Source organism: Vibrio sp. 10N.222.55.C6 (assembly GCF_041473395.1).
Lineage (GTDB): Bacteria > Pseudomonadota > Gammaproteobacteria > Enterobacterales > Vibrionaceae > Vibrio > Vibrio crassostreae_C.
The window spans coordinates 244,421-258,741 of the sequence record NZ_JBFRSD010000005.1 but is presented as its reverse complement, the minus strand read 5'-3'; the positions used below and the strand labels follow the sequence as shown (position 1 = coordinate 258,741).

Here is a 14,321-nt window from a genome sequence, read left to right as displayed (position 1 = left end):
TTTATTATTCCTAGGACGAATTATTGGTAGTTCATTGAATGGCCGAATGGGTAAATAACGTCACCGTTGTCATTTTTTACATCTACTGGAAGAGTTCCTGTTGGTGCGTTCAGAGGCAGTCCCGTTTGAGGGTTTAAAAACAAGGTGCGAATACCAGAGCTAATGTTTGCTTCAAGTGAATTGCGGTCATTGTTGGTCACGTCGAACCCTGTGATACCGTAAATAGCGATGTTCGCTTGTACACCGTCTACATGGGCAATGTCGTAAGGATTACGCGTTGAAATCATCACCAGTTTTTTGCCTTCAGCGTTCGCGATATCTACGATTTTCTGAGCATTTGCCGCGTGGCCCATTAGGTTGTATGTCGACATGATAATCAGATCGGACTTTACAATGGTGCTACGAAGCTCATTTTCATTTAAGTTATCTTCCATTAATGCCGCTTTCTGCTCGCTAATGAACATTGGGTGATTACCTGTCTCTTGTTTCACAACGTTCAGGTACTTGGTTACAAGTGCATTGCGGCTATCTTCATCAGAAATAACTAGGATATTGCTGGCTTCACTTGGATCGACAGGCAATACATTATTTTGGTTTTCAATAAGCGTGATTGATGCATCAGCGACCTTTTTCTCTTCAAGTTTGTTCGCTTCAGAGCCTACTGAGTCGATGGCAAACTGTTTGTCTGTGGTTTGGTAAACCAGACCCATTTGAAGCTTTTTCTTTATAACGCGAGTTGCGGCTTCTTTCATACGCTCAAGGAACTCTGGATTGGTTTCCATTTTGTCTTCTAGGTAGACAAATAGGCTTTCCAACTGTTTGATTTCATCTCGGTTGGTAATTTGAAGCGGCATCAAAGCAATATCAGCACCGGCGTAAAGTGAAGCGTGAACTGCGTAGTTGCGATCAAAGTTGTCAGCGATGGCCCCCATATCGAGCGCATCGGTCACAATTAGCCCATCAAAGCCAATTTTGTCACGTAAAACCCCAGTCAAAATAGGTTTGGAGAACGTTGCAGGGATTAGCATTTCTTTGTCACTTAAGGTCGCTTGGATCATAGTGTCATCCACGCTTGGTAGCGTCACGTGCGCTGACATTATGGAATCGGTACCGTGCTCAATCGCGTACTTAAATGGAGCGAGGTCGATCGCTTCCCACTCTTCTCGTGAGTAGCTGACTTCTGGTAAATCGTAGTGTGAATCGACGCTCACGTTGCCATGCCCAGGAAAGTGCTTCAGTGCACTGATCACGCCAGCTTCATGAATACCATCCATGTAGGCGGTAGACATTTCATTGATCACATCAACATTGCTGCTGTACGAGCGCACACCAATGATCGGGTTGTTCTGGTTCACATTGACATCAACCACAGGGCCGAAGTTGTAGTTAATGCCTAAAGCGGACAGCTCTGAGCCGTGAATCTTGCCAGCAACGTAAGCATTGTTCGCGTCACCAGAGGCAGCTAGCGCCATGTTTCCTGGCATCTCTGTGCCATTCTGCAATCGAGTGACGTAACCGCCTTCTTGGTCAGTCGCGATGAGAAGAGGTAGGTTACTGCTCGCCTCTTGCAAGGCATCAGTGAACTCGACGATTTGATTCGAATTCACTAGATTTTGGCGAAATAGAATTACACCGCCGATATGGTAGTCGGTGATCATCGAGCTTATGTCATGGTTAATTCGAGTTACAGGGATCTCTTCATCGGTGTATGGGTCTTTGCCCCACGAGCGAAAATCCATCATCAATGTTTGACCGATTAACTCTCTGTTATTCATCGTACTTACGACGCTTTCAGCGTATTTTTCTGGTTGTTGCTGGTACTGCTCTAGGTCTTGATTACTGAATTTATTCATGCCACTCGAACAACCCACAACAGACAATACTGCTGTACTCAAAATGATCTTATTCAATTTCATCACTGCTTTTACCTAAGTTAAATCAACGTTTTTGGAACCAAACATGTACGTAGCAAAGAAACCCACGACATACGAAATAAGAAGACCAATAACAAACACCGCCATCCCTGCAAAAATACCGCTGTTAGAAGTCATTAATGGCACAGCGACGATACCCGATGGGCCAAACACTGTATTTAAACCGACTGGCATCCCTAAGTAAGAGACCAATCCAATAAAGAACCCGCCTGCTGCACCGCCAATACAAGCGGTAACAAACGGTTTTACTCGTGGAAGTGTGACGCCGTAAATCAGCGGCTCACCTATACCCAACAAACCAGGCACAATAGCCCCTTTGACTTGAGTGCGAAGAAGAGAGTCTTTTTGGGCTTTGAAGTACAACGCCATTGACGCGCCGACCTGACCGCCACCCGCCATCGCCAAGATTGGGAACAGAGAGTTAAAGCCTTGCGCTTCCATAAGTGCAAAATAGACAGGAACAAACCCTTGGTGAATACCAAACACGACAGAGATAAGAAATAGGCCAGCCAGTAAAGCGGCACCAAATGGGTTGTCGTTTAAGTTAAGGAATAACCAAGACATGCCTTTGAACAACTCGCCACCAATCGGCATGATCAACAAGTAGGTGACCGCGCCCATAATAAGAAGCGTGACGACAGACGTTAGGATCATATCGAGGTCATCGGGCATGTATTTTCGAACCAGTTTCTCTACGTAAGCACCGGTGATTGCCGCGAGTAATACCCCAATGATGTTGCCACGCGGGTCGATAGAGAATCCGAAAAACTCATTCATCCCTGAGTAGACGCCGGACGTGGCGGTTGGGTCATATCCCAAGACGAACAGTGAAGCCAGAATCGCCCCGTTAACGCCAGAGCCGCCAAAGGCTTGCTGGGCGTTATAGCCAATCAGAATGCTCAAAAAGGCAAAAAGGCCGGTACCAAATACTTTCATGTAGGCAACAAGGTCTAACAGCGACTTGCTTGGTTCTTGATCGATAATGTAGGTCTGCTCAAGTAAGGTTGCAAAACCAAGCAACAGACCCGCCGCGATAAAGCCAGGGATTAAGGGGGTAAAGATGGTAGCGAACTTACTAAGAAATCGCTGTATTCCACTGGTTTGCTTGCTCTTCATTTGCTTTTTTTGTTCAGCCGCAACCGTAGACAAATCTTCCTCTGCATTAGTTTGTTTTACGGTCGCTTCAGGCTGCTCAAGCATCAAGCTGTTCATCAGCTCAGAAGCTTGTTGCGCTTTACCTGGCCCAAGAATGATCTGAAGTTGTTCGTCACTCTCTACCACACCCAGAACGCCTGGGGTTTTCTTGATGGTATCCAGAGACGCTTGATTGATGTCTACGAGGGCTAAACGTAAGCGGGTCATGCAGTTCCCACATTTACGAATGTTGCCACTGCCGCCAACGGCCAACAGTAAAGCTTCAATCATGGTAGGCGTTATTTTTGCCATTTGAATTACCTTTTATAACTGAATTTAATTATTCGTCGGCGAGTGCAGTTCGGATGAAACCACCGCTTTTATTGAGTCGTGCACAGGCTTCTTCGGCGCTGATGCCAGCCAAAATCATGAGAATTGCGGTTTTGCAGTTGTTATTACAAGCGTTAAGCGCATATTCAGCGTGTTTGCTGTCAACTCCGGTTGCTTCAATAACAATGTTGATTTGACGTTGGACGAGTTTGGCGTTGGTCGCCTCTACATCAACCATCAAATTTCCAAACACTTTCCCACTGCGGATCATGGCGCCGCTGGTCAACATATTGAGAACCAATTTCTGAGCGGTACCGGCCTTCATTCTTGATGACCCAGTCACCACTTCAGGGCCGACAACTGGAGTAATCGCAATGTCTTCGGAATTTGCCATTGGAGCTCCGGGGTTACATGAAATTGACACAGTGGTCGCTCCGATGAATCGAGCATAGGTGAGGCCACCCAACACATATGGAGTTCGACCGCTCGCGGCTATTCCGACGACTACGTCTGACTCTGTTAGCGCCAACGATTTTAAATCTGCTTGTGCGAGCGCAGGATCATCTTCCGCGTTCTCTACAGCTTTTAAGATGGCTTGGTGCCCGCCAGCAATAACGCCAATGACTTGTTCAGGGCTCGTGCCATAAGTCGGTGGGCATTCGCTTGCATCTAAAATGCCTAAGCGCCCAGAAGTGCCAGCGCCGATGTAGATTAATCGGCCACCTTTTGCAAAAGCACTTGTGATCGCGTCAACGGCTTTTGCAATGTGAGGAAGGACTTCTTCTACGGCTAACGCAACACGTTGGTCTTCTTTGTTGATGACGGTTAGCATGTCAATTGTTGATAGCTTATCAATGTCTGCGCTTGCAGGATTGCGGCTCTCTGTAACCAAACGGTTCAAATCGATCTTCATTACTTGTTCTCTTACCCAATACAAACTGAGGGCGATACTAAAGAATAAAATATTCCGTTTGAGTGATAAAAATCACAGTTAGAGTTATTCTGAAGTGGTGATTTAGGTGGAATAATTGTGATAAATTTATACTAAATCCCAGGCATTCCGACTTAAGTGGCGGTTTGAACTGAATATTCATTATTCTTCATTAGGAATATTTTATTCTAAAATAATCGAGGTGAAATGTGTCAGTCGTGAATAAAATTGTCAGCCGTCGTACTCAGCTCTCTGCCAATGCGAGAAAAATTGCGGATTGGATAACATCAAATGTGGAACAGGCAGCCTCATTGACAAGCCAAGAACTGGCGCAAGCGACCAACGTGAGTCAATCAAGTATCGTGAAATTTACGCAGCGAATTGGTTTTAAAGGCTACAGTGAATTCAAGTTAGCGCTGACGGAGGATATAGGTCGAAAGCACGCCATTCAAACCACCCCACTGCACAGTAATATTCTGGCCGATGACCCATTCAGCGTTATTTCTCAAAAGCTTGTGCAAGAAAAAACCGATGCGATGATCCAGACAACCAATGCGCTGTCACTTGATACCTGCACGGAAGCTATTCGACTGTTAGATGGTGCCAATAGAGTGCAAGTCGTGGGTATTGGAGGCTCAGCACTCACGGCAAAAGAGTTTAGCTTTAAATTGCTGAAATTAGGCATTACCGCTTTAGCAGAACAAGACAGTCACGTTCAGATAGCGATAGCCCGTACGCTTACCCCGCAAGATGTCCAAGTTGTTATTTCGTTTTCAGGGGAAAGAAAAGATGTGTTAATCGCCGCAGAAACAGCAAAGGAGCAAGGTGTTAAGGTCATCGCTCTTACCTCCGCTCGTAAAAGTAAACTTCGAAGCATCGCGGATTTATCCTTTGATACGATTGCTGATGAAAGCCAATACCGAAGTTCATCGATAGCATCCCGAACAGCTCAAAACATTATTACTGATTTGCTGTTCATTGCATTAGTGAAGCAAAGAGATGAATCAGCAAGACAGCTTATTGATGACATCAACTCAGATATTCGTCAGGTTTCGCATAGATAACTGGTTACTTTACTTTCTTCTAGCTTGGATTTTTTGAGATAGGAACACTAAAGCGAAACAACACTCTTTATCTCTTCCAAAACCTCGGCGTTAGCGATAGCCCCGAGGTTTTCTACATTTTTGCCATTGATCACCTGTTTCACAGCCAACTCCACCAGTTTGCCAGAGCGTGTTTTTGGCACGTCGCTGATCGCAAATATCTGGCTTGGCACGTGTCTTGGCGAACAAGAGGATTTGAGTTTGCTTTTGATGGCTGTCAGTAACTTTTCATCTAAATTCACACCTTGCTGCAGCTGAACAAACAGCCATACCTGTTCATTGCGGTCGATGTTTTTACCGACTGCTATCGAATCGATGATGCCGTCAATGGTGTTCACTTGCTGATAGATTTCGGCCGTACCAATTCGCACGCCACCGGGGTTGAGTGTGGTGTCGCCTCGCCCGTAGAACAGGTAGCCGCCATGTTCGCTCTGTGCGACTTCATCACCGTGATGCCACACATTGTCGAACCTATCCCAATAGGTGCTGTGATAGCGCTCTCCGGTGTCATTCCAAAAGCCAGCGGGGAAGTTGGGTAGGGAGTTGATGCATACTAATTCGCCACGTTCGTGATCGACCTTTTGACCAGACGAATTGAACACCTTGATGTCGACGCCGAGCCCGGCCTGTTGGCACTCACCGCGATACACAGGCGAGATTGGGTTACCCAAAACAAAGCAGCCACAAATATCCGTGCCGCCAGAAATCGACGCTAAATGCAGGTCTTGCTTGATGTGCTTGTAAACGTAATCGAACTGCTCTGGGTAAAGCACAGAACCCGTCGAGCACAGTGTTCTTAATTGAGGCAGAGAGTGGCTGTCGATTGGTGAGAGTTCGGCTTTCTCAATCGCTTCTATGTACTTGGCTGAGGTGCCAAATGTCGATACGTCAGCACGCTGCGCTAAATCCCATAGAACGTTAGGTTGCGGGTAAACCGGGCTACCATCAAAGATAACCAAACAAGCACCGCTGGCGAGCGCAGATACGTGCCAGTTCCACATCATCCAACCACAAGTGGTGTAGTAGAACACGCGATCTCTTGGTTTAATATCGCAATGAAGCTGATGCTCTTTTAGGTGGTTGATGGTAGTGCCACCGACAGAATGCACTATACATTTGGGTTTGCCTGTGGTGCCGGAAGAGTAGAGTACAAACAACGGTTCATTGAAGCCGACACGAGTAAATCGAAGAGGTTTTGTCTGATAGTGATTAATGATGCTGTGCCAGCTTTGGGGTGACACATCATGTTTAACTTTGTTTTTCTTTAATTCGTTCTTCTCTAAATCGCTCTTCTCTAAGTCATTACTCGGTTTCAAATAACCGATCTCACACACCTGTTTTAATTCGTTTAAGTGTTCGATGATTTCACGGTTCTTGCCCGCCATATCGAACGTTTTGCCATTGAAGGTGTAACCGTCACAGGTGAACAGCACCTTAGGTTTCACCTGTCCGAATCGCTCAATCACACTCTCTACTCCAAAATCAGGCGAGGTCGATGTCCAAATCGCGCCTAAGCTGGTGGCGGCTAGCATGGCTATCACGGTTTGTGGCAGATAGGGAGTATACGCAGCAACTATATCACCTTGTTTCACTCCGCTATCGACAAGCCATTGCTGAACACTAGAGACAGCTTCACACAGGGTTTCCCATGTATAACTCTGTTGTTCGCCACGTTCATTCTCAAACCAAATCGCAAGCTCATCAGGCATGGTGTGTGCCAAACGCAGCAAGTTCTCGGCGTAGTTTACTTGTGCATTGGGAAACCAAACCGCATCACGGTTCGATTTAGGCTGCTGCCAGCGGCTCCCACCTTGAGCTTTGATGGTCTCGCTTTCTGCCTTGTTAATAGAGTCTTGTGAGCCGACTACTCCACAAAACTGCCACACGTTTTGCCAAAACGATTCCGGCTGAACTACAGACCATTGGTGGAGTTCGGCATAGTTTTTTACGTCCCTATCTAGGTTTAACCAAGACTGTTCAAGGCTATCGATGAATCGGGTTAAGTTGGCATTGGCGATACGCTGCTCGCTTGGCTGCCAAATGGGCTTATTGCTTTCGTGCATTCCTTTACCTTTAACAAAAAGTTAACGTTTTCAGTCTGGTATTTAGGTTTTACAAAGTCAAAAGTTCAGCAAAATAAGCGCTTGGTGGAATTGTGTAAATAAAATGTTACACGATCGCTTGTTTCGAAAAATCGCGCAAATTGGCGCTTATAAGGAGTGGAGATAGGCTTAAAGTGAGACATTCGAAAGGAGGTGTGTAATGACTCAATATCATTCTAAGCCCGTGAGCCAAGAGGGATGGGTTGAGTGGAGCCTCGAAGAAGACGCTATTTGGCACGACTTAGTGAAAAGGCAACTGGACGTGATTAATGACCGCGCATGCGATGCTTATTTGCACGGTTTGACCTTGCTGGATCTACCATTAGACAGAGTTCCCCAGCTGCCAGAGATAAATAAAGTGCTAATGGAAACAACCGGTTGGCAAGTTCAGCCTGTGCCTGCATTGATCGATTTCGACCGATTCTTTGATTTGCTCGCCAATAAGAAATTCCCAGTTGCGACATTTCTGAGAACGCGAGACGAGTTCGATTACTTACAAGAACCTGATTTCTTTCATGAAATTTTCGGCCATTGTGCCATGCTCACTAATGCCGATTTCGCGGCTTTCACTGAGCATTATGGAAAACTAGGCCAAGCCGCCACATCTAAACAGCGCGCTTATCTTGCCCGTTTGTATTGGTTTACGGTTGAGTTCGGTTTAGTAAAAGAAGGCCAACAACTGAAAATCTATGGCGGTGGCATTCTTTCGTCTCCAGCGGAAACTATGTATGCGTTGGGAGGGGATTTGGCCGTTCGCGAGCGGTTCGATCTGCAAACGGTGTTAAGAACTCCTTATCGAATCGACATCATGCAGCCGAAATATTACGTGATCGACGAGCTATCTGAGCTCTTTAAAATCAGTCAGGAAAACCTATTACAGCAAGCTGATCTCGCCATAGACGCGGGGTTACTACCACCACTTTTTGAACCCAAGGAACCAACACATGTTGAATGAACAAAAATGCGAAGCCTGCAGTATCGACGCGATTGCCCTAAGTAAAGATGAACAACAATCTTTACTGTTGGAGTTGTCAGACTGGCAGATCATCGAAAGAGACGGCATCCCGCAGCTTGAGAAGGTGTTCAAGTTTAAGAACTACAAACAAGCATGGGCATTCAGCAACATAGTGTCAGAACTGGCAGAAGAAGAGTTCCACCATCCTTCGATCTTATTGGAGTGGGGCAAAGTCACCGTCACTTGGTGGAGCCACTCAATCAAAGGCCTGCACAAAAATGACTTCATCTGCGCCTCACGCTGCGATGTGTTCGCGGTGAGTGAATAGTTTTGTAGGTTAGGAGTTACTCTTGCAACCTCTGTGATGCGATTAACTCATTATTCGGCTCATAATGTGAGTTGAATAATTGCCTTAAACAGCTCATAGTATGAGTTGAATAAGTGATACTTTCGCATCATGGGGTGTAATATGTGGATTTGGCAGCAAGATAATTGGCCAAACTTTGTTTGGGATAATCAGAAAATAGGCGTGAGGTTAAGAGAAGTACGGCTTAATCAGGGCATTCTATTGGGCAAGATTACCTCACAGTCGGCAGATCAATCCCAAACCATGCTCGACACCTTATTAGCGAACATAGTCCATTCCAGTGCGATTGAGGGAGAAAAGCTTAATGCTTTCTCGGTCCGGTCTTCTTTAGCCAATAAACTCGGTGTCAGTGAAGATCGACCTTTTCCAACGACAGAACAAACCGATGGCCTAGCTGAAATTATGTTGGATGCGGTGCAGAACCTAACAGAGCCACTAGCGCTTGATAGGATCTTACATTGGCACGATAGACTGTTTCCTCAAGGCTACACCATGTTTAATCCTGTAGTCGGAGGTCAGCTACGAGGTGAAGCTCCGATGCAAGTGGTATCAGGAAGAATTGATCGTCCAACCGTGCACTTTGAAGCACCTAGCCGATACATTCTTGATGCTGAGCTAGATACATTTATCACATGGTTTAATGATTCACTTACCGACGCCACACTCGATCCTCTATTGCGAGCCGCAATCACTCACCTTTGGTTTATCACCTTACACCCGTTAGATGATGGTAATGGTCGTATTACTCGATTGTTGACCGACTTGGCATTAGCACAGGCCGAGCAGCAGTCGGTACGCTTCTATGCGATGTCGGTGGGAATTCTCGCTAACCGCAAGCATTACTACGAGATATTGGAGCGAACCCAGAAAGGGGGACTCGATATTAGCGAATGGTTGATGTGGTTCTTAGATACGTTAGACGAGACGTTTACAGGGGTTTTCGCTGAGGTCGACCAAACTGTATATAAGACCAACTATTGGCGCAGCATCGACCAAACCAAGCTTACAGCAGAGCAAGTAAAAGTGCTGAATAGGATGCTCGATGGTGATTTTTCAGAAGGTATCAATGCCAGCCAATATCAGAAAGTAGCAAAGGTGAGTAGTGCCACAGCAACACGTCATTTGAACGCTTTGATTGAGCATGGCTGCTTAGTTAAATCTGGTTCTGGTGGTAGAAGCACGCGCTATCTGTTGCCGGAATAGGGTTCACTTCAATTTATATACTTAAAGGTGCTGAGAATGTTGGCAGTTCTTTAGCCACAGAAGGTTGTTAAACGAGCCAACTTATAGGTTAAATCTCGCTCCTTCTTTCTACTACTATTAAAATGTGCAAATACAATGACAAATGAAGAAATACAATTATATAACGATATAGTTAAGTCTGGGTTTCCTGTATTAGGGACATTATGTGGTGGTTTAGTTGGTGCAGCATCAACTTATCTTTTAACAAAGTTGAATAACGACAATGACGAAAAGAAAGACGCTCAAAAGCTGCGGAATGATCTGTTAATGAAAACTGCAAATGATGTAGCAGAATTTGAGCATTTAATGGCGATTTATACGACTACATTAGCGAATTATCTAAGAGATCAAGTCGATGACGGCTCTTTGAAAACAGCTTACCTAAATTCATTCAATAGTAATCTAACTTTGCGTAAGGCTAGAATGAATCTCCATATTCTCGGAATGGAAGCATCGTTAGAGTTATTAGAAGGGTATGTTGAGGCTACAAGAGAAGTGCTAGCTTATGGAAAGCGGTTAGATATAAAAAGAGCTATTGAACTAAATCAGAAGATATCTAAGGGTCCAATTTTATTCTATCAATCATTATCGATCGATCCTTAACGCCTTTTTGTTGTTTAGTAAGCTAACTTTCAAAACTCTGCTTTTCACTTTTTAGTTGCTCTTCACCAAACGCACTTTCCCAAACTAGCTTGACCTACATCAGCACTTGCTTGGTTTCTTGTCTCATAAATCCTTTCTACTACTCATAGTATTGGTTTTATGAGGCTGCTCTATGATATATTTCTCGGCCAAGTGTATTACAGACGAAGGCTAGCAATGTCTATCAACCTTTCACTCCTTCCACCCAGCGAGAAAAATAAAATCGAACTGGATAAGCAAGCATCGTTTCTTGTATGGAAACTGAAGCAAGCGAAATGTGGCCCTGAAGCCATTGTTGAAGAAGCAATGAAGCTAGGTGACCCAGAAGAAAAGGCTTGGTTTGATCAGTCTGTAGAAAAATACAAACGGGTAATGGGTGTCGCATAAACGCAGACAAACCTTGCCCAGCAGTGCTGTAGAATTGAAATGACACAGTAATTTGCTAGAATTTGCACCGTTAATTGAATCAGAGAGAAGATCCCGATGGGAAGAAGTTTTGAAGTGCGCAAGGCCTCAATGGCGAAAACTGCAGGCGCAAAAATTAAAGTTTATTCTAAATACGGTAAAGAGATTTACGTACTGGCTAAGAACGGCAGCTCTGACCCAGACATGAACCTACCTCTTAAGCACCTGATTGCTAAAGCGAAGAAAGACCAAGTACCAGCACACGTTATCGAAAAAGCGATCGATAAAGCGAACGGCGGCGGCGGTGAAGACTTCCAACCAGCTCGCTACGAAGGTTTTGGCCCAGGTGGCACAAGCGTAATCGTTGACTGTCTAACTGACAACGGCAACCGTACTTTCCAAGACGTTCGCCAATGTTTCGTTAAGACTGGCGCGAAAATCGGTGTTGAAGGTACTGTTTCTCACATGTTCGCTCACCAAGCTGTATTCCAGTTCAAAGGCGAAGATGACGAGATCATCCTAGAAACGCTTATGATGGAAGACGTAGACGTGACTGACGTTGAGCTAGAAGACGGTGTAATCACTGTATTCGCTCCAACGACTGAGTTCTTCAAAACGAAGACTGCACTAAACACTGCGTTCCCAGAGCTAACGCTAGACGTTGAGGAAATCACTTTCGTTCCTCAAACAACTACGCCAGTAGCTGAAGAAGATTCTGAGAAATTCCAGAAGTTCTTAGACATGCTTGACGACTGTGATGACGTTCAGCAGGTTTACCACAACGCTGAGCTGTAATATCAATCTATAATTGATAGCTTTGCTCTTGTGAGTAAATGTAGAATACAAAAAACCGAGCCTAGTGCTCGGTTTTTTTATGAACGTTATACCTGATTTTCCTTGATCATCGTTCCATAATGTACGGCTGACAAAGCGTTCTCTGGTCGCGATTTATCGCTGAACTTCATTATATTGTTCGTCTTATCCCGACATGAATCTGATTTAAGTACTCCCTGAGTATCATCGGGGTGATCGCCAAGCGTATTTAGTGTACAAAGAAAGAAAATATCAGCCAAAGGCTTTGACCCTGCTTATTGATGCATTGATTGAGAGTGTTCGATCTTTTCATAGCGATGGTTTGGTCAAATAAAAGGAGAAAGAAATGAAAGTAAGTTTTATCGGGCTAGGCGTTATGGGTTTCCCAATGGCAGGCCATCTAGTCAAAGCCGGTTTTGAAGTAACGGTATTTAACCGCACTCACAGCAAAGCGCTAGGCTGGGCTGATAAACACCAAGGTAAAGCGGCTGAATCTGTGGCTGAGTGTGTAGCGGAAGCTGACGTGGTATTGGTTTGTGTGGGTAACGATGACGACGTACGCAGCATGACAACCAGCGAAACAGGCGTATTGGCAGCGATGAAGCCAAACGCGATTCTTGTCGATCACACTACAACGTCTGCAGTTCTGTCTGAAGAGCTTGAAGTGGCAGCGAAGCAAGCCGGTATTCGCTTTATGGATGCACCTGTATCTGGTGGCCAAGCGGGCGCAGAAAATGGCGTGCTAACCATCATGTGTGGTGGCGCACAAGCGCTTTTCAACGACCTTCAACCTGTGTTCGAAGCTTACGGTAAGTCGTCAGTTCTTATGGGTAAAGTCGGCCAAGGCCAACGCGCGAAAATGGTTAACCAGATCTGCATTGCAGGAGTGTTGAATGGCTTATCTGAAGGCTTAGTGCTTGCTGAAAAATCAGGTTTGGATATCCCAACTCTGGTTGATTGCCTTAAAAACGGCGCTGCTGGCTCATGGCAGATGGAAAACCGTGCTACCACAATGGCACAAGACAAGTTCGATTTTGGCTTTGCAATTGATTGGATGATCAAAGACTTAGGTTTCTGTCTAGATGAAGCTGAGCGCCAAGGCATCCAGCTTCCACTGACTGAAAAGACCAACAACGCCTACAAGGCACTGTCTGCCGAAGGACAAGGCCGCATGGATACATCAGTATTGATGAAAGCCGTGGTTGAAGAGACAAAGAAGTAGAAAGATCGAAGTAATAGGAACTTCGTTTAGATAACTAAAAATAGCCGCGGATTAGCGGCTATTTTTTTGGTTTGAGCTCTGCCGAGTGTGTTAATCCAAAATAAATCCCCTCCTAGCCTCCCCTTGATTCATATGTAGATCCCTTGCTGATCGTGGAGAGGGGAGGAATAGAACATCGATCGTTAAAAGTGTCGATGTATGTTCAGTGCTAAAGAAAGTTCTCCCCCTCTGCTAAAGATCTAGAGATATTGATGAACCCAGATTGAGGGGGAGTTAGAGGGGGAGGTAACTATGGCTAATTATGCGAATAGTGTTCGTCTAGTTCCTATAAGGTTGAGACCCCACTCACGCCCCAGCTCAACCATTCACTCCTTATAATTACCATTCGTCGCATTGGTAAAACTGCGCGACAAATTCTAGTTAACCTTTCAACGTCAACATTTGAAAGGGATTAGAAATCATGACTACTTCACACTCATTTAATTCAGGCTCTACCACTTCTCTGCTTAAGCGTTCATTACTGATTGTGCTTGTTTCGTTTGCACCGTCGTTAGCTTTAGCGAACCCGAGTTCAGACGTGCTCGATATCTACAACCAAGCCGCGCAAGGTAATGAAGACTTGGTTGAGGTGGCTTATGAACGCCTTAATGACACGCTGCAACAAGACGGCGCTACGCCACTGACTTTAGTTTATTTAGGAAGCACAGAAACCCTGATGGGGCGTGATGCGTTCTTACCTTGGAACAAGATGAAGTATGTGGAGAGAGGCTTATCAACCATTGATAAATCACTGGTGCTGCTGAAAGACGAAGACCAACCAATTCATGAACAACCCCGTGTTCAAGGGCTGCCAGATTCTTACTTGACTCGCGCTATGGCCGCCGTTACTTACACCTCTCTGCCAGACATGTTTAATCATTTCGATCGTGGTTATGACCTGTTCCTCTCGCTATTGGCTGAAGATGCTTTCCAGCAACAGCATTTCGCTGTGACATCGTGGATTTACCGTTATGCGATTGAGGCATCGATTCGTGCTGAAGACCTAACGCAAGCACAAGCGTGGCTAGAGCAAATGGAAACGGCCGATGCCGACAACATCGAAACGATGACTGCGAAGGCCCTAATAGCGAAAGCGAAATAA

General features: G+C 45.3%; 13 protein-coding genes and 1 pseudogene. 10 read left to right on the top strand and 4 right to left on the bottom strand.

Going from position 1 to position 14,321, the window contains the following annotated elements:
- Positions 1-20: 20 nt before the first annotated feature.
- From AB4486_RS06925 to murQ, 3 genes are read right to left on the bottom strand one after another with little or no spacing between them, the layout of a single operon-like run.
- Entirely contained in the window at positions 21-1,916 is a 1,896-nt protein-coding gene (locus AB4486_RS06925; RefSeq protein ID WP_372116895.1) for a glycoside hydrolase family 3 protein, read from the bottom strand.
- A 12-nt stretch (positions 1,917-1,928) separates the two neighbouring features.
- The gene (gene murP, locus AB4486_RS06920; protein ID WP_372116806.1) at positions 1,929-3,380 is read right to left on the bottom strand and encodes a PTS N-acetylmuramic acid transporter subunit IIBC; all 1,452 of its coding nucleotides are present in this window, start codon (positions 3,378-3,380) and stop codon (positions 1,929-1,931) included.
- A gap of 28 nt (positions 3,381-3,408) precedes the next feature.
- Positions 3,409-4,311 carry an N-acetylmuramic acid 6-phosphate etherase gene (gene murQ / locus AB4486_RS06915; RefSeq protein WP_372116804.1) on the bottom strand — a complete coding sequence of 301 codons (903 nt, stop codon included), beginning with the start codon at positions 4,309-4,311 and terminating at the stop codon, positions 3,409-3,411.
- Positions 4,312-4,538: 227 nt separating this feature from the next.
- Here murQ and AB4486_RS06910 point away from each other — a divergent pair, with 227 nt between their 5' ends.
- A complete protein-coding gene (locus AB4486_RS06910; RefSeq protein WP_017065115.1) occupies positions 4,539-5,393 on the top strand; it encodes an SIS domain-containing protein in 855 nt (284 codons plus the stop codon).
- Positions 5,394-5,440: 47 nt separating this feature from the next.
- Here the strand turns inward: AB4486_RS06910 and AB4486_RS06905 are convergent, their stop codons facing one another.
- Positions 5,441-7,495, bottom strand: coding sequence for an acetoacetate--CoA ligase (locus tag AB4486_RS06905; protein WP_372116802.1), 2,055 nt, complete (start codon positions 7,493-7,495; stop codon positions 5,441-5,443).
- 199 nt (positions 7,496-7,694) lie between these two features.
- Between AB4486_RS06905 and phhA the strand changes: the two genes are divergently transcribed.
- The 9 genes and pseudogenes from phhA to AB4486_RS06860 all read left to right on the top strand — a co-directional run bounded on the left by phhA (position 7,695) and on the right by AB4486_RS06860 (position 14,321).
- Positions 7,695-8,489 carry a phenylalanine 4-monooxygenase gene (gene phhA, locus AB4486_RS06900; protein WP_017065113.1) on the top strand — a complete coding sequence of 265 codons (795 nt, stop codon included), beginning with the start codon at positions 7,695-7,697 and terminating at the stop codon, positions 8,487-8,489.
- A complete protein-coding gene (locus AB4486_RS06895; RefSeq protein WP_371725521.1) occupies positions 8,479-8,817 on the top strand; it encodes a 4a-hydroxytetrahydrobiopterin dehydratase in 339 nt (112 codons plus the stop codon). Before phhA ends, AB4486_RS06895 begins: the two co-directional genes overlap by 11 nt.
- A gap of 141 nt (positions 8,818-8,958) precedes the next feature.
- On the top strand, positions 8,959-10,059 hold the full coding sequence (locus tag AB4486_RS06890) for a Fic family protein (protein WP_372116801.1): 1,101 nt from the start codon (positions 8,959-8,961) through the stop codon (positions 10,057-10,059).
- 135 nt (positions 10,060-10,194) lie between these two features.
- Entirely contained in the window at positions 10,195-10,701 is a 507-nt protein-coding gene (locus AB4486_RS06885) for a hypothetical protein (RefSeq protein ID WP_017066729.1), read from the top strand.
- A gap of 216 nt (positions 10,702-10,917) precedes the next feature.
- Positions 10,918-11,127, top strand: a complete 210-nt coding sequence (locus AB4486_RS06880) for a DUF3283 family protein (protein WP_004732615.1) — start codon at positions 10,918-10,920, stop codon at positions 11,125-11,127.
- A gap of 96 nt (positions 11,128-11,223) precedes the next feature.
- On the top strand, positions 11,224-11,940 hold the full coding sequence (locus AB4486_RS06875) for a YebC/PmpR family DNA-binding transcriptional regulator (RefSeq protein ID WP_010432326.1): 717 nt from the start codon (positions 11,224-11,226) through the stop codon (positions 11,938-11,940).
- A 187-nt stretch (positions 11,941-12,127) separates the two neighbouring features.
- Positions 12,128-12,292: pseudogene (locus AB4486_RS06870) on the top strand (LysR family transcriptional regulator); the annotation flags it as partial.
- Positions 12,293-12,304: 12 nt separating this feature from the next.
- Positions 12,305-13,180, top strand: a complete 876-nt coding sequence (locus AB4486_RS06865; RefSeq protein ID WP_372116799.1) for an NAD(P)-dependent oxidoreductase — start codon at positions 12,305-12,307, stop codon at positions 13,178-13,180.
- Positions 13,181-13,640: 460 nt separating this feature from the next.
- Positions 13,641-14,321 (top strand): hypothetical protein, encoded by a 681-nt coding sequence (locus AB4486_RS06860; protein ID WP_372102628.1) that lies wholly within the window; start codon positions 13,641-13,643, stop codon positions 14,319-14,321.